The following is a 24,554-nucleotide window of genomic DNA, read 5'->3' on the forward strand; positions in this document are numbered from 1 at the left end:
CCCCAGAATTGCTGCCCCAAAACTCACCCAGATCAAATCCGGAATCAAGTAAAATCGGCCAGAACCTTATCCGGTTCTGGGTAGGGGAGTGGTTGCCCTTACGGTGAGTGTAATGTTCAGTTTGTCAACTAGTTATCTATTTTCTTTTTCAATTGTATACGCCCTTTTCAACAAATCTTTTCACTTAAAATTCAAAACACAATGATCAAGTTCGAACCCTACGACACGGTTGAAGGAATCGTGGTTCACCGCGATGATGTCGATTTCAGCACTTTTTATCTGCTGCCTCCTCAACAGCCCACCATCCAGGTCGATGACAACGGTAATCCGCTTTTTAAGTTTATAAAGTATACGCTGCCGATCGACCGTCCGGATGGCCGGAAAGGAGGTGGTTATGTGGCCTTTAGCGTCAGCTTTACCACGCCCCCCGCAAAGGTGGAAGCCATCAAGGAAAAATTGCAGGAACGGGTGAACCAGGAAGCTGCCCAGAAAGGGATCAATCCGGCCCCGCCCGTGAAAATTGCGCCCATTAACTACACCGCCGGAACGTCGCGCATCAACATCACCAAAGAAAACAACCTGTTTGTCGAAAAGGTGTTTGATGCCGGAAAACCGTCGCTGTACGGCAACAACGTGGCCGCCTATAGCCTTGAATTGACGCCGGAAGGGGCAACCTTTTTCGAGTCGGCCTTGCAGGGGAAGGGCGGGAGTGTGGTGGTTGTGTATGAACTGACGTTTGAGGCCAAGCTTCCGCCGTTGCAGGCCATTGCGACCTTCAATTCCAGTGCTTTCTACAGCTACGTTCAGGACATTAACGTGGAAGAACGGCTTTGCAGCGAAGACGACTACAAGGAAACCCTGACCGAAATTATGCGCCGGTCGGAGTCGCAGGACGTTAAGATCATCAAAGGAAGCTCCAAAGTGGACCCCAAAACGCTTGATGAAGTCAGAAGCTGGGCGCAGCAGGCCCTGACCAGCGCGGTAGAACGGCTGATGATTCAGGCCCTGCCGGTTGAGAATCCGGAAGAAGCCCGGAAGTGGTACAAGGAGGAAGACATTGAGGACGTCCGGCGGGAAGTGATGCGTCATCAGGTGTCCACGTTTTCGTTCAAGTACACCGAAGACATGATCATCGAGAAGCCCATTGCTCCGCAGGGCCCGGTGCTGAACATCACCAACATGGTTGACAAAGACGGTAACCCGATTAAATGGGAGGATTACTCGCAGACTATCGACCTGAATGACCCGTTTTTCCAGCAGGTCAACGTGTCGGTGCAGGTAAGCGCGCCTTTCGATCAGTTGCCGATCAGCAGCGTGGAAGTACGGCTGAAATACAACGGCTTGCCGATGGATGTCATTGGCAGCGAGATCAACGGCGAGTTCCGGTTTACGAGCGTCGATCAGGTGGCCCGGTTTGCCAGCTTCCGGGTTGAAGGCCAGAATACCTATACGTACAGCTATCAGGTCAACTTTAAAGGGGCGGCCCGGGCTTTTCAGTCGGAGGAGAAAGCAATGGATATTTCCGAAGGAACGCTTCAGGTGAACGTCGACGATACCGGCATTCTGCTGGTGGATGTGGCTCCCGGCGATCTGAACTTTGACCAGGTCAAACAGGTGCAGGTTGTGCTCCAGTACCAGGATCAGCAGAACGGCGTTGATCTGATTGAGCAGCAGTATATCATGACGCCCACCGAGCGGAGTTTCCAGTTCCTGAACGTGATTTATGCCAAACGGTCGCAACCTTTCCGCTACCAGTGCAAGTACTTCATGAAAGACGGCAAGGAATTTCAGATGGACATGAAGGAAAGCCATTCCAAACGGCTGTATATCAACGATCCTTTCAGCAATACCAAACGGATTGGCGTTCGGGCGGCTGGCGATCTGGAAAATGAAATTGCCAACATTTTTGTGGACCTGAAGTATACCGACGAGAAAAACCAGTATACCCAGGAAACGTCTCTTTCCCTGAGCAAGACGCAGCCCTTCTTCGACTGGTCGTTTCCGGTTATCGACGAAAACATCGGTAAGGTTATCTACAGCGGCAGCATTGTTTACAAAGACGGAACGATTGAGCCAATTCCGGAAACGGAAACTACGTCCAGCACCCCGCTGATCGGGGAGGACATTCAGGACCGTCTGAGCATCTTCATTACGGCCGAAGCCCTGAATTTTACACAGGTGAAACTGGTCAGCCTGCAAATGAAATACAGCGATCCGATTAACAACATTCTGGAACGCAAGGCTTTTGTGTTCTCCAGTGCCCGTCCGAAAGATCAGCTCTGGAACCTGAAACTGAAGGACAAAACCGTGATCAATTACGAGTGGGCGGCCACGTACATTATGAACGATGATACGCAGAAACTGGTTGGGCCGGTTACCACCGACAGCATGAACCTGCTGTTGACCAGTCCGGCTTAAACGCTCCGGGTCAGGCGGCCCGACGCCGTCCGGTTGCCTGACCCTTCTCTATCCGATCCACGTATCCAGACTCCCTTATTCTCATGCTTTATCTAGAAGCTCCCTTCGAAGTCATTGAAGGCATCTCTATTTTTAGTGACCATGCCGACCCGTTGCAGTTTTACTACATGCCGCTGATGCCTCATTTTACGACCATCGAGGATTCGGTGTCAGGCGTGAAGGTGCCTCAACTTCAGTTGATTAAGTACAAAGGTGACGCCGGAAATGGCGGTTTCCTGAATTTTGATGTCAACCTGGGCATTGATCCGGAGTTGTTAAAAACCATTGCCCGGAAATTACGCACGAAAAACAACCTGACCGCCGAACCGCGCGTGGTTCCGGTGCCGCTCATCGACGGAACCGTCAAACTGATGCTGCTCGACCGCGAAACGGGCGACACGCCACCGGAGGATTCGGAAAAAGGCCCCCGGTTTGTTCAGAAAATCAGCCATTACGCCAAACCGTCGCTGTACGGCGACAATCAGGCGGCTTTTTCGGTCGCCCTTGATCAAAATGGCGTGACGGTGCTGGAGAAAGCCATGCAGGGCGAAATGTCGCCCATTGGGGTGGTTTATTCGCTGGATTACCTGGCTCTGCGCCCGGCCTACTCGGTGCGGGTGTCGGCGGACTGGGACCGGGTTCAGCACCATTTGCAGGACTCCTTCGGGACCAACTTCCTTGTTTTTTCCTCCGAAATCGACAAAGTGGTCGATGAGCTGATCGAGTCGCAGGCCATCAAACTGGAAATTGACAGCTTTATTCCACCGGGCGACAATGCCGCCGAGTTGCTGGGGCGATTGGACCGCGCCATTAACGAGGTAAAAGATATGGTGCTGGAAAACTTCTTTGAACCGTCGGTGCAGCCAATTACGGACGAAGAAGAGGAAGACGGTTGGGACAAAGCTGCCGGTTTTGCCGAGCGGATTGCCCTGATGCACGCGCGCGGTGGACACCAGCCATTGTTCACGATGAAGAAGGTCGATATTACCCGGATTGATCGTAAACGGCTGGATGTCAACATGACGGAGCGGACCACCGTGGTGCGCAGTATTTTTCCGCAGGGGCACTTGCAGGGCTTGTTTCAACTGCTCCGCGACGGTGGTGTTACCATGAGCCGGTTTGTGACGGAGGTAGATCTGGACGATCCGTGGTTCCGCGAACGGCGGGTTAACGTGATCGCCCGGGCCAATTTTTCCACGGATAATGTCGAATCCGTCAACGTCCGGCTGGAGTATGATGGCGACGCGAAGAACGCCATTCTCGACGCGGCCAATCCCCAGAAGACGTTGAAATGGAACAGCGAACTGGTCAACGGTGCCGAGATTAAAGCCGTGAAAGCCAGTTACAAAGTGTCTTTCAAAAACGTCGATGCGTCGGAGCGGCCGGTTAGTCTATCGTCGCCGGAGGTGGTGATTGATACCGAGAATTATGAAATCCGGCCACACGAACTTTACAGCCTGGTGCCGGTGTCGATCATTGCGCTGGATTTTCCGTGGACCGTCTACCCGCATGTCGAAGTACAGGTCCGGTATGCCGATGCCGCCCATCAGATCAACATCAACGAAACGTTTTTGCTGAATCAGCAGAAAACCTCGGATATCTGGAATCTGTTCGCGCTGGACCCCGCCCGTCGGAGTTTTCAATACAAGCTGATTTTCCGGTCGGCCGACCACCGCGATGTCGAACGGCCCTGGGCGGATAACGATACCGAGAAAATCATCATTCGCGACCCGTATCCCGTCAAACGGAGGCTACAGGTGGTGCCCGCCTTCAACTGGACTGAAGTTGAAAACGTGTTTGTGGACGTGACTTATGAAGACCGTGCCAACAGCATCCGGGAGGACCAGTCGGTGAATTTCAATCCGAACGCCAAAGATGTCAAGACGGTCGAAGTCAGGCAGTTTGTCAATCCCGAACACCGGTTTATGACCTACAAAACCACGATCATTTCCAAAGACGGAACCGTTCGGGAAACGCCCTCGTCGGTAACGCTGGCGGAGCGGGCCATCATTACACCCCAGATGCGGGGCCATAAAATCCTGTCCGTTCTGCCGGAAGCCGTGCCGTTTGCCGACCGCGGCATCAAGGAGTTTACCGTGCTGGTGAAGTACGAGGACGTTCAGGCCGGGCTGAGTTTTACCGACAGCTTCCGGTTTGCTTCTCATCAGGACCGCCCCCGGTATTTTGAATATGATTACGCCGATCCAAACAATACAGGCTGTCAGTACCAGATTACCTACCTGCACACCAACGGTTTACAGCGCGTCAGCGACTGGAAAACGTCGGATGAGGATACACTGACGGTTACGACGGCCTAGAGGATGTTTTTGATCACACCAAAAAACACTAGAAAATGCTGGAAATTGGAAGTAAAACCATGACCGTCGATGGCATCACGGTATTTGCCGACCACGCCGACCCGAATCAGTTCTGGTACCTGCCGGGGCCCGTTCAGTTGGCCCGCCGACCGCAGGATAACCAGGCCGCGTTTACGTTCATCAAATACGGCGATGTGGAAGGGGAGAACGTCGTCGGACGCGGGTTCCTGATGTTTGAAGTGAACCTGCGGCTGACCCCCGATCTGGAACGTAAAATTCTGTCCCGCCTGTCGTCCATCGCTCCGGATCGTCCGCGACTGGCCGCCGTGCCGTTCGACGACGGTAGCGTGGAGTGCATTGCGCTGGATTTGCAGGGCGGGGGCGGAACCGTCGCTCAGGTAACCGATCAGGGAACGTTTCAGGCCGTCGAGGCCATTCTGGGCACTTCGGTACCGTCCCTGCACGGCGACAACTCAGCGGCTTTCAGTTTGAGACTCAGCCAGGCAGGAGCCGTCATTCTGGAGAATGTGTTTAAAGATAAAGGGCAGCCCATTGGTGTTGTGTACTCGCTTAAATACAGTGGCTTACTGCCTGCGCTGCATGTTGAAATCAAAGCGAATCTGAAACGGGTTTACGACCACTTCAGTGCCAACCTCGAAGCGCAGTATTATTTCATTCGGGCCGGGATTGATGCCGGGTTTGAGAAATTGAAGCAGGAGGGGGTAATCACAATTAATGTCATTAACTTCTCGACCGCTGCCGATCGCCAGATCAAGGAAGACTGGGCGTTGAATTTCTTCAAGGAAATGCTGCTGGCCGACTGGTTCAAGCCCACGCTGACACCGGGCCAGCTGGCGGGTGGTTTAGCGCAAGCCGAAAACCTCGATACTGTCCGAACCCGCGCCGATAAACTAAGGCCACCCCAAACGCCTACACCGCCCCAACCCGGTAACGGGACGCCCCCCGGCGGAACCAATCCGGGTGGCGGCACACCGGGTGGCACGAATCCCGGCGGAGGGACGCCCGGAGGCACCAATCCCGGAGGTGGTACACCCGGCGGAACCAATCCGGGTGGTGGCACGCCGGGTGGCGGTACACCAGGGGGGACAACACCGGGCGGCAATACTCCGCCAGTAACTCCCCCCATAACCACGCCGGTTGACCGGGGGTCGGGTGCGCCGGAACAACCCACGCGCGTGACCAATCCGCCGGCCACTACAAACCCGGCTGCGGCCGCGACCGCTGCGACCGGAATGCCACCCCAGTCCAGCCCGGCGGCTCCGGTTCAGCAGGCCGGGTTGAATTTCACGCCCAGCACGGCACCGAGCCCAGCCAACATTCAGGCCGATTCGGCGGTGGTGTCCTTTAAGCTGAAATTTATCAAACAGATTGAGGACAAGGAATTAACCTTCGAGTTTAACCGGTCGGAAGCCGTACAGCGTCTGTACCCGGCGCAGGGCTTTTTCGGGTTGCTGGCGCAGGATTTGTCCAGGGAGGGCCACTTTTTTGAAGTGGACGGTGACGATCCTTTTTTCCGGGAATTCCGGGTTTCGGTGGAAACGCCCTTTGACAAGAAGCGGATTGGGCTGGCTTCGGCTCACGTTAAACTCCAGTACGGCAAACCCGGCAGCCCTGATCGGAAATTCAAAGATTTCGTCATTGATGAAACGAGTCCTGAAAAGCTGGACTGGCTGGTGAAAATGACGCCCGGTATGCTGGACTACAGCCAGCAGATTCAGTTCCATTTCGATCCGGATTCGGACTGGATTGGTGAGCAGCAAAGTTATGAACTGCCGGAGGTGATGACGGAAGACCGGACCCTGCTGGTTCACCCGTTCGACCACCTGGGTTTCCTGGAAATTGAAGTGTCGCCAAGTCTGGTGGACTGGACCGTGGTTTCGTCCGTTGATGTGCATCTGGCCTACACGTCGCCGACGGGCTGGAATCCGAAGGAAACTTTTTCGTTTGCCCAGGACCGAAATGCCGTTCAGACCTGGAAGCTGCGACTGAGCGATGCAGAAGCCCGGGCGTTTACCTACCACTGCGAATACCGGCTCAGGGACGGTTCGGTTCAGACGATGGAACCCGTTACCGGCGAAACCACCAAAATTGCCGTGCCCAATCCCTTCTATGTTATTGCCGTTGACTTCGTGCCCCTGTTCGACACCAACCTTATCCGGATGGTATTCATCGACATTGAGTACGACGATCCGGACAACGAATTGCAGGTCCGGGAGCGGTTGAGACTAACAACGGAAACGGAGCCGGTGAAATTCCGCCTGAACGTCGAAGATCCCAAAAAGCGCCTTTTCCGGTACCGGTTTACGTTTGTCGGGAAAGATAATTCGCTCCAGATGGGCGAGTTTGTGGAGACCAGTGAAACCCTCATCGGCGTGGTCGGTGCCTAAACAGCAATTAAAACTATGACAAAGCGAGCATTAGTCGTTGGCATCAATAACTACACCATTCAGAGCCAGCACGATCAGAATCTTTACGGTTTGAGTTGGCCCACCCTACAGGGGTGCGTGCGCGACGCCGACAGTGTTTACCACCTGTTTATTGAGGCTTTTGGGTTCGAGTCCGAAAACGTGATTCTGCTGAAGGATGCCCAGGCTACCCGGCGGAACATTCTGAGCGCCCTGACATACCTGCACGCCAATTCGGAAGCCGGTGATGTTATCGCCTTTTTCTACGCGGGGCACGGCGGACTGCTGCCGGCCAGCACCGAAGCGAACAACAACCGGTTTTACGAATCGATCATTCCGTATGAAGGCGACTGGATTTACGATTTTCAACTGGATGCCATCGCCACGGCGGCCGGTTTTAATCCCAATCACGTCAATTTTACGCTGATCATGGATTCGTGCCACGCGGGCGGTTTACACGCGGCTGATTCGATCATTCACGGGACGCCCCGTACGGTTCCGTTTCGGCCGGACATTGCCGCCAACATCAAGCACATGCAAACCTGGTGGCCGTTTGGTGTCTGTCTGCCCAGCGGTTCGAATGAACTGTTTCCGAATGTTAGCAATCCCGTTATCGAAAATGGGCAGTTGGTTGATCTCGACATTGATCCGAACAAGACGCTGATTGCTTCGGCCAAAGCGACGCTGATTGCCGCCTGCCGGTACGACGAAACGGCGGGCGAAACGCCCAATCACGGGTATCTGACCCAGGCCCTGCTGGATACCGTAAACAGCTGTCCGTTCCGGATTACGTACCAGGGGCTGATTGACCGGTTGATTACGCGGGTTCAGACGCTGTCGGGCAATACCCAGACTCCGCAACTGCTCGGTCAGCTTGGCCGGTCGGGTGAGACGTTTCTGGACGGCTGGCGGACCTCCATACCAGGCTAATTACATCATTTTGACCTTAATGCACGACTAAAAATGGCTAAACGAGCAGTGGTGGTTGGCATTGACAACTACACGATATTCGATCCTTCCGGCAATAATAACCTATTCAATTGCGTAAACAGCGCCCGCAGTATGTACCACCTGCTGCGGGACGTTTTCGGGTTTACCGAAATTTATTACTACGAAGATCTCAAGGCCACCCGGAGCCGTATCCTGCTGGCGCTGCGCCACGTTCTTTCGATTTCGGAGGCCGGTGATTCGGTTTGTTTTTACTACGCCGGTCATGGCACCCGGCAGCGGGCCGATTTTGCGCAGCCCGACTGCGATTTGTACTACGAAGCCCTCGTACCCGCTGCCGAAGGCGTCATTACCGACCGCGACCTGTCGGATCTGACGGTGAACCTGTATCCGGATGCGGTTAATTTTACCGTTATCACCGATTCCTGTTTTTCGGGCGGTTTGCACGTGGCAGACTCAACGGTCAAATGTCCGTCGTTACCGCTGGCCATTGACTTGCTGGAAGCCATCAGTACCTTTATGAAGACGCTGATTCCGTGCGGTATTTGCCTGACGTCGCCCAGTGAGATGAGCAACAACGTGTCGAACGTCCGGGTAACGTCGGACAACACCATCGACCTGGACCCGGATCTGAACAAGACGCTGGTGGCGTCCTGCAAGTCCACGCTGCTTTCGTCGTGTCGGTTTGACGAGGTATCGTGGATCACGTCGAAGTATAACCATATGATTTTCACGCAAAGTCTGCTGGAGCTTGTCAACCAGAGTAATTTTGAAGCCTCATACCATTCGGTGGCGGATCAGGTTCGGCAGAAGGTTTCGGAAAAAATAATTTCGGATATCCTGCCGGGTCATCCGGGTATTACGCAAACGCCCCAGTTGTTCGGGCAGCGAAACCGCATGGAAGAAAACTGGCTGGCCGGGTGGACCTTTACGCCCGCCAATCCCTGAGTCGGGTGCGAATGTTCGAAAACACGGTTTTTAAGTTGCGGTTTACGCCCGGTTGGTGTAGGTTCGCGCTGGCGAATTTGCCGGAAGAGTTTTCGGCAATAAAACCGACCTATACCGATTGCTGATGAAAAAATACGGATTTGCCTTTCTGATCGGGGTGTTGCTCCTGGCGGGTTGCCAGCAGAATACCGACCAAACACCCTGCGACCCGACGCCGGTGAGCATCAAAGCACCACAGGCAGAGGTTGCCACCCTCAAACAATACATTGATTCAAACCGGATTGCGGCCACCGCCGACGAACGCGGCTTTTATTACGTTATTCACGCGCCGGGCGCGGGTGCCAAGCCAACCGTCTGCTCCAACGTAACCGTTAATTACAAAGGTCAGCTGACCAACGGTGAGGAATTTGATAGTGGAAACCAGGTAAGTTTCGGGCTGAATCAACTCATTTTTGGCTGGCAGGAGGGCATTCCGCTGATTGCCCCCGGAGGGAGCATTACGCTTTACCTGCCGCCCACGCTGGCGTATGGCGCACAGGCACAACCCGGTATTCCGGCTAATTCAATTCTGGTGTTTAAAATTGATTTGATCCGGGTTAATTAGAGGTTGTACCCTGTATAATGACAGAAGCCCGAAAGTGTATTTTTTCGAGCTTCTGTCATTATCCTGCATCCGTTTATTCGCTAACGGGTTCGGTTTGAAGCGTTACGGGCGTGGGGACAACCGGCGCTTGTACCGCGATTTTCTTGGTTTTTAGTGCGTTTTCAGGAAGTTTCTTCTTACCCTTCTGCACCTTCTCTTTTTTCTTTTCTTCTTTGTCGTAGATCTTGACTAACTTCTTCGCCAGCTTTTCGGCTGACCTTTCAATTGCTTTTTTTACCTTTTTCGACAGCTTGCCCGCTTTGCTAACGTTGGATTCCACCGAGCTGGTAATGTCGGAGATCAGTGCCTTCTTTCTGGCTTTCATACAGGAGATTGATTAGGTGCAACAGAGATACAACTTAAAGAGCGTTCGGTGGTTTGATAAATTCAAGCGAACCCGCCGTTATCCGGCCGAACCCGTCGATTGCTCCGTTGTCCGAGCACGTTGTTGAGCTGGTGGATGTTCGTCCGTAGGCATCGTTGGCCCGGCCTGTTTCCGGATCGTCATAAAGTAAGAAACAGCATAGCCCGCTCCGGATGTTGCCCGGTATTGGTAAGCCGGAAGCGGAGCGGAGAACGCCATTTCTGCGTTATTTTGAAACATTCTTGCGCTACTAGGAACCCCGGCCTATCTTTACTTACCAAATGTTCAGTGAGCCTTTGAATTTCCACATATTATCACACCTTTTTCCTGTGCCCATGAACCAGCCTACCAATTCTGTGGAGCGTGATATGATTGCGGAGAATGAACAGCTTCGGTTTGCCTTGCAGGCGGCCGGGGTAGGCACCTGGGACTTTAACCTGGTGACCGGTCAGGTTGAATGGTCGAGGATTTGTAAGCAATTGTTTGGCCTGTTGCCGGATACCCAGGTGTCGGTAACCGTTCTTCTGTCACAGGTTCATCCCGACGATCGGGAGCGGGTAGCAAAGGCCAATGCGCTGGCACTCAATCCGCTCAATTACGAAGATCATAACATTATTTTCCGTACGCTGAACCAGGAGGGTACGCTCCGGTGGGTACAGGCCAAAGGAAAAACCATCCGGGATGAGCAGGGGCAACTGACGCGGTTTAGCGGGATTGTGCAGGACGTTACGCAGACGATGGTGGCGAAGGAAAAGCTGGAAGAAAGCGAGTTGTTTTCGCAAAATGTTTTTTTTAATTCGCCGGTCGCCAAAGTCGTTCTTATTGGGGAGCATTTCCGGATCCGAACGATCAACGAAAAAATGCTTGAAATTCTGGGGTGCGACGCGTCCGTGATAGGCCGACCGTATGCGGAAGTGCTGCCCAGCTTAGTGCATACTTCTTTATTGAATCCCCTTCGGCGGGTGCTTGAAACAGGAGAAACCTATTATCGGCCGGAAGAAAAGGTGACTTCTTCCCGCTGCGGACAGTCCACGACCGGCTATTACAATTATACCTATAAAGCTCTTTATAATACCGCGAGCGAAATTTACGGTATTATGGTTACGGCCACGGATGTAACCCAGCAAGTGCTGGTCCGTCAGCAACTCGAAGAGGTTCAGGAGTCGTTGCGGAGCGCCATTGAACTGGCCGAACTGGGTACCTGGAGCATCAACCCAACGACTGGCAAAACGCATTATTCCGACCGGCTGCACGGCTGGTTTGGTTCGGGCAATGAAGACGGTCTGAATACGGCTTTTGATCCAGTTCACGAAAAGGACCGGACGCGGATTCAGGCCGCCATTGCCCATGCCCTGACGCCCGAGTCGGGTGGGGTATACAGAGCCGAATATACGGTTGTCAACAAGAACACGGGCCAGGAGCGGATTCTGCACAGCCAGGGCCGAACCTACTTTAACGAACAGGGAAAACCCGTCCGAATGGTGGGGATGTCGCAGGATGTTACCCAGCAACGACAGCTCCAGCAGGAACTGGCTTTTCAGGTTGAACAGCGCACCCAGGCTCTGCTGGAGGCTAAAAACAATCTGCAAAGCATCATGGACAGTGCCCCCATGGCAATTATGTTTTTTTCACCCATTCGGGAAGCCGGGCGCATTGTGGATTTTGTCTGGGTCAACCTCAACAAGACCGCTGAGGAGTTGAATCATCGGTCGGCGGAGGAATTAATCGGGCATTGTATGCTGGAGGTTACGCCGTATACGCAATCGACGGAGCTGTTTGGCCGCTACGTTGATGTAGTGGAAACGGGCATTCCTTTTCAGACCGAGAGGGAATTGGAAGATCACGGCCTCCAGGGGTGGTATGCCATTACGGCCGTCCGGCGCGAGGACGGTCTGACGCTGACAGCACTGGATATTTCCGAACGGAAGCGGGCCGAATTGCAGGTGAAAGCCACCCTGGCTGATTTGCAACGTAGCAATGCGAATTTGGAGCAGTTTGCTTATGTGGCTTCGCACGATTTGCAGGAGCCGTTGCGCAAAATTCAGGCGTTTGGGGATGTACTGCTGGCCCAATACGGACCTCAGTTGGGGGGCGGTATTGATTATCTGCAACGGATGCAGTCGGCGGCCAGCCGGTTGTCAGTGCTCATCAAGGATCTGCTGGCTTTTTCGCGCATCTCAACCCACCGTGAGCTGAATACCTGGGTTTCGCTCAATGAAGTGATTCAGGCGGTTCTGCTCGATCTGGAAGTAGGCATCAGCGAAACGAATGCTCAGATTAAGGTGGCGGAATTACCCGTTATCCGGGGGGATGCCTCCCAGCTTGGACAACTCTTCCTGAATCTGTTCAGCAATGCCATCAAATTTCGTCAGGCCGACACTACACCCCAGATTCGGGTAACCTGCCGAACCCTGGCGAATTCACAATTGCCGGCTTCGGTCAAACCCATTCATTTGTCGGCGCTGTATTACCTTATCGAAGTGACGGACAACGGCATTGGCTTCGAGCAGAAATACGCCGAACGAATCTTTCAGGTTTTCCAGCGGCTTCATGGCAAAAGTCACTACGCCGGTACGGGAATCGGCCTGGCTATTTGTGCCAGAGTGGTTGCCAATCACAATGGCATCATCAGGGCCACGAGCGAACCCGGTTCGGGCGCAACGTTTGAAATCTACCTGCCCGTGGCCGAGCCATCGACCGACCGGATTCCTGACGTGGGGTAACCAGAACCTCCCGCTGCTAGTCCGTGCGCTCCCGCGAAAACAGTGTATCCAGCAGTTGCGTCAGCGAAGCCAGATCGACCGGTTTGATCAGGTGGCCGTCGAAACCAGCTTCCTGGGTTTTTCGTTTATCTTCTTCCCGTCCATAACCCGTCAGGGCCACAATTACCGTATCTTTTCCCCAGGGCTGCTGACGGATGTGCCGACAGGTCTCGTATCCGTCCATTCCCGGCATACCAATATCGAGAATAACCACCTGCGGATGTAGGTTTTCGGCGGCTTCCAGTCCCGTCCGGCCGCCATACCGTGTGTGGACCTCGTTGCCCTTCAGTTTCAGGAGCATGGTCAGCGTTGTAGCCGAATCCTGATTGTCATCGACCACTAGAATTCGATAGCCCGGCGCTTTTGCGGTCGTCTTTAAATTTTCGGTGTTCATTCGCTTTGCTCATTTTTCTGCTGTTGGCATTGTACTGAATGAATTAATTCTCATGGCCCAGCCCCCTGCATTGAAGGCTTTTGACCCACCGCAGCAGAAAGATGCCGAGGTAACCATCGCTTCCTGATAGGTGAGACGGTTTCAAAATGAACAGGCCGACGGTCGTTCATGGCCTTCAGATGGTTCGCCTATCTGCCGAAACGTTTTCCAGATAACTACAATTAAAACTAACCAATTTTCGGGAAGTTTCTACTGAAGAGGGAATGGTTCCGGAGCGTGTTTTATCAACATCTGTTCGCCCTGAAAACTCTGGGAGTCCGCGAAAGGAAAACTAGTTGACCACTTGAGATCCGGGCGAGAAACTAAATTTTCTGTGAGCTATGCAACCAATAAATACCTTATAGCTTGCCGTAAGCTAAAAAAAAATCTGCTGCGAGGGACTAGTGATTTACCACACGAATTGACGATTGCTTAATTTTAAAAATAAAGGCAACTCGAATGCTAGGACGGGTCGATTGCTTAGTGACCGAATGTTTTATAGAAGGAACATATAAGGGATAATTTTATTCAGCGGCTTCTCTTTTTAATCCTTCTTTTTGGATATAAAAGGCTGGTATAGAGTTGGTCAGCGCGCTACATCATCTTCTTTTGCTTTAGATTTTAATCTTCTGAAAATTATTTTGAGGTATTTCTCTTATTATTTTCTAATTTACCTCTAAGGAGTTTTTAATCTTAGTATTTCCCTGTACTGTATTCATTTTCTGGTGTCAAGATTTATCTTTTTTGTAAGTAATTGTTAGATAGGTAAATACTCTTATAATATTTTAGTTTTCATTGTCATGAATTTAAAATTATTGCAGATTTATGTTGCTATTTCTTCTAAGAACTTTTTAATTTGTTTTTAATTCCACGTTAATTTAGAGCTCGACAGAAAGGGCTTCGTCTACACCGATCTTAATGGTAGGCTTATCAATGGCCTGCATTTTCAATCTCGTTTACTCAGCGTTCACTTGATTTCTCTGGGCTATGATTAACAGCCCGTTTCACTATTAACTAAAGATGTAGTGCCCGCTTGTTTGAGAGTATGTTTATGAAATTTCGTGTCAGTACATTAGTTGAAAATAGATGATTATGATCAGAAAACCTTTACAATCAAGCTTCCGAATACATCTAACCAGAGTCTTATTCGTAGCGGTTGGCCTTTTCTGTGTTTTTCCTCTTAAGGCTGCCAGGTTGTGGCAGGTTCCAGATAACCCGGTCACTCATCCACTTGACGTGGGCCGGGCCACCCATCGGTGGACTGCCATTGCTTGCATGTCCCCGAATTTCAAAGATAAGGCTACCAACGTTTTCCTGAATTCCAACTTGATCCACACAAATACGGATCAGGAATTACGCATGTTAGACAACAATTCAGGTATTCAGCCTGTCGATTTGCCAGGTTTACTTATTCAAGCCAATACAAATCAGAAAAGAGCCGAACACCTGAAGTTGATAGTAAGTGCAAAACGGAACAATAGCCAACTGTATAGGGTCTCGTTCTGTGCTTTATTTCATAACAGCCATTTAGCTTATCACCTGGGTCCACAAGTGACAGGGACGTATATACCTAAGGTAATTCCTTACAGGGAAGGCGCAGGGAGGCAAACTATTAGTGACGTATTGACTATACCGTTCAAAGCGACTACTACACCAAGCGCCAGAAGAGCTTACCAAAAATATCCTGAAATGGACTGTGTACGTTCAGGTTATTTCCTTCCTGATCCAGTAGCTGAACGGTTTTACTTAGAAGATAAAACCGTCCATCCCATAGCCATTCGATTAACTAATCCGGTGGGCTATCACGCCTGTTACCTCCATAATCAAGTTTATAGGATGGAAAGGTGGCAGGTTGATGTAAGCGCATCATATCTGGGGTAAGCCGGTGCTGGGTTTCTGCGGGTAAGTAACTGTTTGGTTATAGGTCCTGTCATCCACATCCTGACTTTTGATAAAGAAAATAAGTGGTAAGTGTCTATCTACTAATTGATTGACAATGGAGAAGAATGTAAAATCCGTAATGCCAGACGTTAATTTAAGCGTCATATTGGGAATTGGCACGGCAATTGTGACGGCTTGTATATACATTGAAGTTGCAAAAAATGGCTGTGTACTTCGAAGTCATTTTTAGAGTTGAGATAAAAAATACCCCATCCAGGTCTACTAAATTGAAGTGTGAACCCTTAGTTATTAACTAATAATTAGTTCACCTCTGTGTGTTGAAACAGTAACGCTCTTCCGGCTTTACTAAACCATTATCGTGCATACCGTAACTTGTAATTTATATAACCATGGCTCAACGCTCTGTTTTCTTTTTACTGACCGAATTTCCTGACAAGCAGTTAGCGGCTGCTCAAACCGCCCCCTACTACATTCACTCTTTAGCCCAGTCCGCTACTGCGAATTTACTCGCTGGAACTACGGCTAAGGTTAAATAATACCGTTTACTGCCAGTAATTATCACAAGGCCCAAAAAGCCTTGCTAAGGGAACTATTGTGCTCACCGTAACTTGTAAATTGACTCAACAATGACTCAACGCTTCTTATTCTTCTTGCTCTTTGGATTAACTCTCAGCATTTTTGCCACCGCGCAAACGACGATCTTTAACGCCAGCCCCTCGGCTCAACCCGGCTCGGCCATCAGCCTGCAGGGACACTTCGGGGCCACGGCCAAAGCCTACCTCTATAAAGGCACCTCCACCTCGAGCATCACCTTGCCCATCCTGGTGCAGAGCGCCAACCAGGCCACCGTCCAGATCCCAGCCAACCTGGGCCTGGACCTCTACCAGGTCTGGATCACTGACAACGGCCAGAACAGCCCCAAAGTCTTTGTCAACCAGGCCTGGGGTATGCACTTTGACTCCCCCGAGGTAGCCCCCGAAGGCACCCTGCGCATCTTCGGACGCAACCTGCAACTGAGCACAGCCTCCCCCAAAGTACGCTTTGTAGCTTCCAATGGCACCTCCCTGAATGCCACCGTCCAGAGTGGAGACGCCTACTCGCTGACGGTGAAGGCCCCCAGCGGACTACAGCCCGGCAGCGTCTACAGCGTCTGGGTCACCAACGGCCTGGGCGGCTCGGTAGGCGAGACTAAGATGAGCAAGACCATCACCGCCATCAAAGCCGGCGCCGACTACTTTAAGCTCAATGTGGGCTGGGCTGCTAAACTGAACTTCTATCAGAATGTTTATAATGTAAAAACTGACAAACGGTTAAGCATCAAAGCCAAGGGGGATGGCAATACCAGCGATTACAAAGCCATCCGTGATGCCATCAAGAAAGCCAATGCCGATGGGGGCGGCATCGTGTACCTGCCTGAGGGCACCTACAAACTGGAGTTCCCCGACAACTTCGAGGGCATCCGTATGCTCGACCGGGTGGTGCTGCAGGGCGAAGGCCAGGACAAAACCATCATCAAGTTTGGCTACAACACCAACTCCGATAAAGTAGGCGTTTATTGGGAAACCAAGATCAAACAGGCGGGCATAGCTGACCTGACGCTGCTCAATGTGGACAACGATGCCAGCATCATCACCAACATGCGGGGCAAAGGCAGTGAAATGTTTCTGCAACGCATCCGCTTTGACCTGGCCAAAAGCAACTGGATCTGGTGGACCGAGTGTGATAAAATTCTCATTGCCAACTCGACGTTTACCCACGGGGTGGACAACCAGTTCAACTACCGGGGTCCCTTCATGCTCAATGGCAGCACCAACTTTGTCTTTGCCAACAACCACATCACCTTTGCCGTCGACGGCATCAACATCGATGATACCCACGGGGGCGTCTTTGAGAACAACAAGATCTACCGCGATGGCTCGGCCCGTTACCCCACCACGCTGGTCAATCACGTGCTGGTGATGAACTTTGCCGACAACGTGGCCGTGCTCAACAATCTCTTCAAGGTCATCAACGGACCGGCTCAGAACAGCAACGATGGCGAGACGATCATCGCCGAAGGCGGAGGCAAGACCCGCCCCGATGAAGAGACGGGCACCGTCAGCGGGGCTTCGGCCACCACCCTGCGGGATGATAGTAAGAACTGGGGCACACCCAACCAAAACCCGGTAGTAGCCATTGTAAACGGCAAGGGCATGGGCCAGTGGCGCAAGATCGTCAGCCGCAAAGGCAACACGCTGACGCTGGACCGGGCCTGGGCGGTGGTGCCGGAGGCAGGCAGCCGGTATGCCATCTTCAACTGGGGTGCCCAGAACTGGCTCATCAAGGGCAACACCATGGAAGGTAACCGACGGGGCATCACCCTATATAAGAATGCCACCACCCAGGTGGCCATTGTCGACAACACGCTGCTCAACAGCGGCTCGATTGACCTGATGCCTTCCCAGCAGATGCGGGGCAGTATGCAGACGTTGATTCCTATGTATAACAACCAGATTGTGGGCAACAATGTCTCGAACACCGACCGCAGCAATGGCAACTTCATTGGGATTCACCCGGTGCAGCACTCCCAGGAGAAGACCTTTGGGACGACCTCGATCGGGTTGGAGATGCGCGGCAACCGGCTGACGGCGGGAGTTCCCAATGTGGGGGCGGTGGTGGATGGAGATCCGTATCCGGAGGGGTATTTGAACTACCTGGAGTACCACCCGCCGGGCAAGTTCTATGTTGATGAGCAGATTCCCTCGGTGCTGGGCAGCATCCTGGAGAACAACACGGCCATCAACTGTGATCATGCGATCTACTTCAACAGTGGTACCTACAACACGTATGTGTGCAACACGGTGACGAGTAATGTGAAGAACCTGGTGAATGATGTGATCTTTGATAAGGTGAGCCACGGGGCGGTGCGGACGGGTTCGTGCACGCCGATAGCGGCTCAGTTAATCGCTAATGCCGGAGCCGATAAAAGAATGGTCTTGCCCACCAACAGTATTGTGATTACGGGTGTGGCCACCAGCAGTCCGGCTGACAATATTGCCAGAGTATATTGGACAAAATTATCAGGACCTAATCCAGCTATAACGGGAGAAAACACTCTAAAGTTAGCACTTAGTAAAATGCAGGCTGGCACGTACGTATTCCGGTTGACTGTAATTGATAAAACCAATCGCCAGGTCACCGATGATGTAACGATTGTTGTCGCTCCGGCAGGTTCGTCTCAAACACCTTCGACAGAAGAACCCAGCGAACCATCGACGCCTAGTACGGGTCAGCAATCGGTGGCCAGCTTTAGTTTGATGAACGCCGATACGGATAAGGAAATAAAAGTGATTTCGAATGGAGAGGTCTTAAACCTAGCGACGTTGCCGACGCGGAATCTGAACATTCGAGTGAATACCAACCCCACGCTGGTAGGTTCGGTTAAGATGGAGCTGACGGGTAAGCAAACTAAAACCCAGACGGAAACGGATGCTCCTTACGCGTTGTTTGGCGATAACAATGGAGACTATAAGAACTGGACGCCCAGTACAGGTAGTTACTCATTGAAAGCGACTCCCTATACAGACGGTGCTGCCAAGGGAACTGCTGGTAAAGCTTTAACCATCAACTTTACGGTGGTGTCCTCATCGACTTCTCCTTCTCAAACGCCGGAGTCTTCGCCTAGCCCGGGTCAGCAATCGGTGGTCAGTTTTAGTTTGATGAATGCCGATACGGACAAGGAAATAAAAGTGCTGTCTACGGGGGCGGTCTTAAACCTAGCGACGTTGCCGACGCGGAATCTGAACATCCGTGTCAACACCAACCCTACGACCGTCGGGTCGGTCAAGATGGAACTGACAGGTAGACAGACCAGAACCCAGACGGAAACGGATGCTCCTTATGCATTATTTGCTGATAACAATGGAGACTATAAGAACTGGACACCCAGTACAGGTAGTTACTCGTTGAAAGCGACTCCCTATACAGACGGTGCTGCCAGGGGAACCGCTGGGAAAGCTTTAACCATCAACTTTACGGTGGTTAATCAATCATCTGCCCGAATCAGTGCCGAGGATGATGCAGAGACAGAAGGTCTGGTGATCAAGACCTATCCCAACCCTTTTATTGATTCCTTTACGCTGGAGGTGAAAGGAAGAGAAGATGGGAAATTACCGGTGGTGATCTATGATGCCTATGGTAGAGCCGTACTGCAACTGACTGATATTCAGCCTGGCCAATTAGTTCAGTTTGGCAGCGAATATGCCCCGGGACTGTATTTATTGCAGGTGGGTGAGGGTAAGCTGGCTAAGCGGCATAAGCTGATGAAAAATTGATCCTGAGTATCGGATAATCAGGTTTTAATAGACAGTTCGTAAAAACTTATATGCCTTAGCTTCAACCATGCATGGTTGAAGCTAAGGCATATTTTATTTAAAGCTGGAACGAGTCAGTGCCTTTTCAAACAGTGCTTGGATAAATTATTGACAGGATGAGTTTTGTTTTTATTTTAAGGAAATTTAATGTCTGTTTATTAAATGAATTTTAATCTTGGGCCTATCTATAGCTTGAAAGAGATTTTATGCGCTTCCAAATAGAAGATAATAGAATTTTTGAAAAAGGTGTTTTGTCTGATAAATTGAAATGTTCAGGGGAATGTCTAAAAAAAACGCCTAAAAAAGATTGTTAAGGCAAAAGCCCTATTTGTCTGATAAAATCATTTTACTAATAAACGTTTTATTTAAATAAAGAGACGTTTAGAGACTTGCAAACGGCTACACAGCCCCTGTCAACTGCTTTTTTGTTATGTATTAAAACTTTTGGTTACATTTTGACTATAAATAACATGATTAGGTTAGCATTTGTTAGGTAATCAAAAATACTCAAAACCTTTGTCTGATAATTGAGAATGGGTAAGTGGTATGCTAAACAATGGCGTAAATCTCAGATTTTTACAACTATACCAGCAGACGAAGCTCTTTTTTCAATAGACGACTTCTGCTTGTTAATAATCAAATCAGACCTGAAGGAGTTGATTTGATTATTTTTTTGCCTATTAGTGTGTAATATGTTGTCTATGAGCGTAATAGAGTACTTATAGTTTTCTCCCCGTCTTCAGCCGATAAAAATTGGCTCTCGTGTTAATCATAGAACTTTTATTGAACGGTACTCATATTTTTTAAACAAATTGTTTAAAAAATATGAATTATGTTAGAAAAGTGCAGTTTGTAAAAGCCTAATGATTGTTTTAAATCTCTTGTTGACTTATTTAGTGTTATAAGAAGTTTAATCTATTGTCAATTCGCAATCATATTTTTAGTGTTTATGATGATTATTGGCTTATTGATCTTATTATTAGACCAAACACATCACAAATAGACTTCAATTTTTTTAATACTACATCATAAGTAAATGCTACTGAGTACTTGTAATAATGTACTAGCTCGGGTTAAAATCTGAATTTGAAGGGCCTGAACATTTGGGTTTAAGGCCGGTTTTACCCCCATAATATACTCTGTAGTTTTTTATTTTTAGTGTTTAGCTGAGCGAAAGCTCGTGCATTTATTGTAACATCTTTACTTTTAAAATTTGTCCTATCTATGGAACAACTATCCCCAAAAAGGAGGAGCTATAAGCTCTTTGCTTATTATTTAATTCTGCTAACACTGCTGCAATTTTCAACCAATGCCCAGAACCTGACGGGTTTTACTCTTCTTAACTCCAGGACCAATACCGAGATGGGGGCTTTGCAGAATGGTAGTATCATCAATCTTAGTGTGACGGGCAACCTGCTCAATGTTCGGGCTAATGTTAATTCCTCAGCGGTCACCCAGGTTGTCTTTGATTTGGATGGAAATGCTGATTTTAGAACGGAAAAAGAACCTCCTTTTACCTTGGCGGGCGATAAGGAGGGCGATCCGCATGACTGGTCGCCATCTCTGGGGGTCCATACACTCAAAGCAACGCCCTACAATGCTGAGGGGGAAGCAGGCACACCACTGGTTGTTACCTTTACAGTTGTTGCCTCCACATCAACGGGCGATGACAAACCCGATGCTGATGGACTGACCGGTTTTACCCTGATTGATGCCTCGACGAGTACAGATTTACTTCAACTAAAGAATGGAGAAGTAATTGACCTGACTAAAACAGGGACGCTACTGAATGTGCGGGCCAATACCAATTCATCGCGCATTAGTAAAGTGGTCTTCGCGCTGGATGATAACGACAACTTCCGGACGGAAACCGTGGCTCCTTATACGCTGGCGGGTGATACAGATCAAGGACACTATGACTGGACGCCTTCTCTGGGTTCTCATACGCTCAAGGCAACGCCGTATGGGCCGGCAGGGGAGGTCGGAACACCGCTGATCGTGAGCTTCACGGTAATTGCCAGTACACCCGATAATAATGCGTTAACCGGCTTTACGCTGATTAGTGCCAGCACGAATACCGATCTGGGTCCGTTGCAGAATGGTACCCAGATTGACCTGAGATTAACGGGGGAGATGCTAAACGTTCGGGCTAATACTAATTCTTCCACGATTAGCAAAGTCGTTTTTGCTTTGGATGGCAACGAGAACTTTCGTACCGAGACGGTAGCTCCTTACACGCTGGCGGGTGATGCAGATCAGGGCCACTATGACTGGACGCCCTCCCTGGGACCCCATACACTCAAGGCGACGCCGTATAACGCTTCGGGCGAAGCCGGTACTCCACTAACGGTTACGTTTACGGTTATTTCCAGTGATTCTCCTCAGGAAGAACCGGGTGATAACCACACCCCAGCCAATGTAGTTGTGCAGGGTGAATTGAGAAAATGGCACAAGATCACGCTGGCTATTGAAGGACCCGAAAGTTCAGAAACTGCAGCTGAAAATCCCTTCCTGAACTACCGCCTGAACGTAACCTTTACCAAAGGCGCTAAACGCTACGTAGTACCGGGCTACTTTGCCGCCGATGGCAACGCCAGCCAGACCAGTGCCAGTTCCGGTAATATCTGGAAAGTCCATTTCTCACCCGATGAAACCGGGGTCTGGAACTATACCATCTCCATGCGCAAAGGAACCAACATTGCCGTCAGCGACGATGCCAATGCCGGCAACGCTGTTGAACTCGTAGATGGCAAGTCGGGCAGGTTTACCGTACAGGCGACCAATAAAACCGGTACTGACCTGCGGGCCAAAGGGCGCCTTAAGTATGTGGGCGAGCGTTACATGCAGTTTGCCGAAACGGGTGAATACTTTATCAAAGGGGGCGTCGACTCACCCGAGAACTTCCTTTCGTACGCCGACTTTGATAATACCACCAACATTGGTAACCGGCGCAAAACCTGGGGTCCACACGTAAAGGACTGGAAAGAAGGTGACCCCAACTGGCAGGGTGGTAAAGGTAAGGGCATCATCGGGGCCGTCAATTACCTGGCCAGCCAGCAGATGAACGTTTTCTCCTTCATTACGATGGGCGTTAATGGTGATGACCGCAACGTCTATCCGTATGTGAGCCCGAACGATTTTTCGCGGTTTGACTGCTCGAAGCTCGATCAGTGGGAAACCGTCTTTGAACACGGTGAGAAGCTGGGCATGTATCTGCACTTTAAGACTCAGGAACGGGAAAACTGCACGCTGTTGGATGGCGGCAATGTCGGCACGCAGCGCAAGCTCTACTACCGGGAGCTGATTGCCCGCTTTGGTCACCACCTGGCCTTGAACTGGAACATGGGCGAAGAGAATATCCAGACCACCCAGCAACGCAGGGACATGGCGCAGTACTTCTACGAGCATGATCCGTATAAGAACCACATTGTTATTCATACCAACGTCAAGCAACAGGGTGAAGTGTATACCCCTTTGCTGGGTGATAAGGCAGATTATACGGGCGTTTCCATTCAGACCGACTGGAATAATGTCTACAAGGAAACGCTGGAATGGGTAGAAAAATCGACTAAAGCCGGTAAGAAGTGGATTGTGGCCAACGATGAACAGAACTCCGTGGGGGTAGCCTGCGATGCCGATTATAGAGGTAACCGGGGGATTATTCCTGACAACCAGGATCAGATTCGCAAAGAATGTTTGTGGGGCAACCTGATGGCAGGTGGTGCCGGGATTGAATATTACTTCGGAGGCCATACGGGCGAAACCGACCTGGCGGCTGAAGATTACCGTTCGCGGGCCAAAATGTACCGCTTTACCCGCTACGCGATGGACTTTTTCCGCAGCTACGTTCCGCTGAAAGACGTTGTGCCGATGGATAACTCCAACCGGGGCTGGGTGTTAGGACAGGAAGGTAAATTGTATGTCTTGTACCTGAAGGATGGCGGAACGGCCCATATCAACACGGGTGGCGGTACGTACACGGTTCAGTGGTATGACCCGCGTAACGGAGGCAGTCTGCAAGACGGTACGGTTCGAACTATTTCGGGCAAAGGCAGCAGGTCAATTGGCTTTCCGCCCAACTCATTTCTGTTACAGGATTGGGTTGTTCTGATTAAAAGCGCAGCGTACGAGTCTGATGAACCGGAGCAGCCCGCAACAAGCGTTTACCGGATCAATGCCGGAGGAGAGGCTTATACGACGTCAGATGGAAAAGTGTTCAGTGCGGATAGCTATGTCAATGGAGGAGATGTCTACTCAAGCTTTGTTGGTGAAGACATCAAGAATACGGTCGACGATGATCTTTATAAAAAAGAACGGTATGGAAACTTTTCGTACAATCTACCGGTCGCCAACGGGACTTACCAGGTAATTCTGCACTTTGCCGAAGTGTATACCAGAGGAGCCGGTCAGCGGAAGTTTAATGTAGATATAGAGGGCGAACGCAAACTGACGGAATTTGATGTCTTCACTAAAGCTGGTGGTGATTTTTCCGCGATCAGAGAGACGTTCACCACAACCGTACGGGATGGTATGCTGAACATCAATTTCTCGCGGGGCAGTGCCAACAACGCGAAGGTATCGGCTATTGAGGTAGTTGGCGTAGGGGCTACCACGGCCCGGTTAAGTTCCGGTATCAGCGCGGAAACAGCCGGTCTACAAATCACGTCGTATCCTAATCCATTCAACGAGTCGTTTACGATTCGGGTTAAAGGCCGGGGAGAAGGCCCCTTGCCCGTGGTGATTTATGATACGTATGGCCGGGTGGTACAGCAGTTGGCGGATATACAGACCGAACAGGTAATCCACTTAGGAAAGGGATATGTACCGGGCTTATACATCCTGCAGGTTGGCGAAGGCGTGGGGGCCAAACAGTATAAGCTGATGAAGCACCAATAAATAGTCAGACTTAAATAAGCAGTTCCGAAAAGCCGCTCAGGTGAAACGAAATTCGTTGCACCTGAGCGGCTTTTCATTGATGAATAATCCGCCCCTCGAAACCAC

At 50.7% G+C, this 24,554-nt stretch carries 13 protein-coding genes; 10 read left to right on the forward strand and 3 right to left on the reverse strand.

What is annotated here, in order from left to right; translation table 11 throughout:
- Positions 1-201 precede the first annotated feature (201 nt).
- The 6 genes from LX87_RS19000 to LX87_RS19035 all read left to right on the forward strand — a co-directional run bounded on the left by LX87_RS19000 (position 202) and on the right by LX87_RS19035 (position 9,701).
- Entirely contained in the window at positions 202-2,418 is a 2,217-nt protein-coding gene (locus LX87_RS19000) for a hypothetical protein (RefSeq protein WP_111629833.1), read from the forward strand.
- Positions 2,419-2,501: 83 nt separating this feature from the next.
- Complete coding sequence (locus LX87_RS19005; RefSeq protein ID WP_111629834.1) at positions 2,502-4,775, forward strand: hypothetical protein; 2,274 nt, start codon at positions 2,502-2,504, stop codon at positions 4,773-4,775.
- 35 nt (positions 4,776-4,810) lie between these two features.
- Positions 4,811-7,183: a hypothetical protein gene (locus LX87_RS28830; RefSeq protein ID WP_170139391.1), complete on the forward strand. Its 2,373-nt coding sequence runs from the start codon at positions 4,811-4,813 to the stop codon at positions 7,181-7,183.
- Between the two features lie 15 nt (positions 7,184-7,198).
- Entirely contained in the window at positions 7,199-8,131 is a 933-nt protein-coding gene (locus LX87_RS19025) for a caspase family protein (protein ID WP_111629837.1), read from the forward strand.
- Positions 8,132-8,164: 33 nt separating this feature from the next.
- A complete protein-coding gene (locus LX87_RS19030) occupies positions 8,165-9,097 on the forward strand; it encodes a caspase family protein (RefSeq protein ID WP_111629838.1) in 933 nt (310 codons plus the stop codon).
- Between the two features lie 124 nt (positions 9,098-9,221).
- Positions 9,222-9,701: an FKBP-type peptidyl-prolyl cis-trans isomerase gene (locus tag LX87_RS19035; protein ID WP_111629839.1), complete on the forward strand. Its 480-nt coding sequence runs from the start codon at positions 9,222-9,224 to the stop codon at positions 9,699-9,701.
- A 73-nt stretch (positions 9,702-9,774) separates the two neighbouring features.
- Here LX87_RS19035 and LX87_RS19040 read toward each other — a convergent pair whose 3' ends face one another.
- Positions 9,775-10,065 carry a hypothetical protein gene (locus LX87_RS19040; RefSeq protein ID WP_111629840.1) on the reverse strand — a complete coding sequence of 97 codons (291 nt, stop codon included), beginning with the start codon at positions 10,063-10,065 and terminating at the stop codon, positions 9,775-9,777.
- A 78-nt stretch (positions 10,066-10,143) separates the two neighbouring features.
- A complete protein-coding gene (locus LX87_RS28595; RefSeq protein WP_170139392.1) occupies positions 10,144-10,323 on the reverse strand; it encodes a hypothetical protein in 180 nt (59 codons plus the stop codon).
- Positions 10,324-10,439: 116 nt separating this feature from the next.
- On the opposite strand from LX87_RS28595, the gene LX87_RS19045 reads away from it, so the two are divergent.
- Complete coding sequence (locus LX87_RS19045; RefSeq protein WP_170139393.1) at positions 10,440-12,827, forward strand: PAS domain-containing sensor histidine kinase; 2,388 nt, start codon at positions 10,440-10,442, stop codon at positions 12,825-12,827.
- 16 nt (positions 12,828-12,843) lie between these two features.
- Here LX87_RS19045 and LX87_RS19050 read toward each other — a convergent pair whose 3' ends face one another.
- On the reverse strand, positions 12,844-13,260 hold the full coding sequence (locus LX87_RS19050; RefSeq protein ID WP_111629842.1) for a response regulator: 417 nt from the start codon (positions 13,258-13,260) through the stop codon (positions 12,844-12,846).
- Positions 13,261-14,574: 1,314 nt separating this feature from the next.
- Here LX87_RS19050 and LX87_RS19055 point away from each other — a divergent pair.
- The 3 genes from LX87_RS19055 (at position 14,575) to LX87_RS19065 (ending at position 24,449) form a co-directional block, all read left to right on the forward strand.
- On the forward strand, positions 14,575-15,180 hold the full coding sequence (locus LX87_RS19055; RefSeq protein WP_146624506.1) for a hypothetical protein: 606 nt from the start codon (positions 14,575-14,577) through the stop codon (positions 15,178-15,180).
- Between the two features lie 647 nt (positions 15,181-15,827).
- Positions 15,828-19,514 carry a PKD domain-containing protein gene (locus LX87_RS19060; protein ID WP_111629844.1) on the forward strand — a complete coding sequence of 1,229 codons (3,687 nt, stop codon included), beginning with the start codon at positions 15,828-15,830 and terminating at the stop codon, positions 19,512-19,514.
- Between the two features lie 1,263 nt (positions 19,515-20,777).
- On the forward strand, positions 20,778-24,449 hold the full coding sequence (locus tag LX87_RS19065; protein WP_111629845.1) for a malectin domain-containing carbohydrate-binding protein: 3,672 nt from the start codon (positions 20,778-20,780) through the stop codon (positions 24,447-24,449).
- Positions 24,450-24,554 lie beyond the last annotated feature (105 nt).

The sequence above is a fragment of the Larkinella arboricola genome, assembly GCF_003259745.1.
Classification (GTDB): domain Bacteria; phylum Bacteroidota; class Bacteroidia; order Cytophagales; family Spirosomataceae; genus Larkinella; species Larkinella arboricola.

What these genes read in the sequence shown, in the direction of transcription:
- LX87_RS19000 (WP_111629833.1), top strand. Translation starts at nt 202, where the DNA reads ATGATCAAGTTCGAACCCTACGACACGGTTGAAGGAATCGTGGTTCAC.
- LX87_RS19005 (WP_111629834.1), top strand. Translation starts at nt 2,502, where the DNA reads ATGCTTTATCTAGAAGCTCCCTTCGAAGTCATTGAAGGCATCTCTATT.
- LX87_RS28830 (WP_170139391.1), top strand. Translation starts at nt 4,811, where the DNA reads ATGCTGGAAATTGGAAGTAAAACCATGACCGTCGATGGCATCACGGTA.
- LX87_RS19025 (WP_111629837.1), top strand. Translation starts at nt 7,199, where the DNA reads ATGACAAAGCGAGCATTAGTCGTTGGCATCAATAACTACACCATTCAG.
- LX87_RS19030 (WP_111629838.1), top strand. Translation starts at nt 8,165, where the DNA reads ATGGCTAAACGAGCAGTGGTGGTTGGCATTGACAACTACACGATATTC.
- LX87_RS19035 (WP_111629839.1), top strand. Translation starts at nt 9,222, where the DNA reads ATGAAAAAATACGGATTTGCCTTTCTGATCGGGGTGTTGCTCCTGGCG.
- LX87_RS19040 (WP_111629840.1), bottom strand. Translation starts at nt 10,065, where the DNA reads ATGAAAGCCAGAAAGAAGGCACTGATCTCCGACATTACCAGCTCGGTG.
- LX87_RS28595 (WP_170139392.1), bottom strand. Translation starts at nt 10,323, where the DNA reads ATGGCGTTCTCCGCTCCGCTTCCGGCTTACCAATACCGGGCAACATCC.
- LX87_RS19045 (WP_170139393.1), top strand. Translation starts at nt 10,440, where the DNA reads ATGAACCAGCCTACCAATTCTGTGGAGCGTGATATGATTGCGGAGAAT.
- LX87_RS19050 (WP_111629842.1), bottom strand. Translation starts at nt 13,260, where the DNA reads ATGAACACCGAAAATTTAAAGACGACCGCAAAAGCGCCGGGCTATCGA.
- LX87_RS19055 (WP_146624506.1), top strand. Translation starts at nt 14,575, where the DNA reads ATGTCCCCGAATTTCAAAGATAAGGCTACCAACGTTTTCCTGAATTCC.
- LX87_RS19060 (WP_111629844.1), top strand. Translation starts at nt 15,828, where the DNA reads ATGACTCAACGCTTCTTATTCTTCTTGCTCTTTGGATTAACTCTCAGC.
- LX87_RS19065 (WP_111629845.1), top strand. Translation starts at nt 20,778, where the DNA reads ATGGAACAACTATCCCCAAAAAGGAGGAGCTATAAGCTCTTTGCTTAT.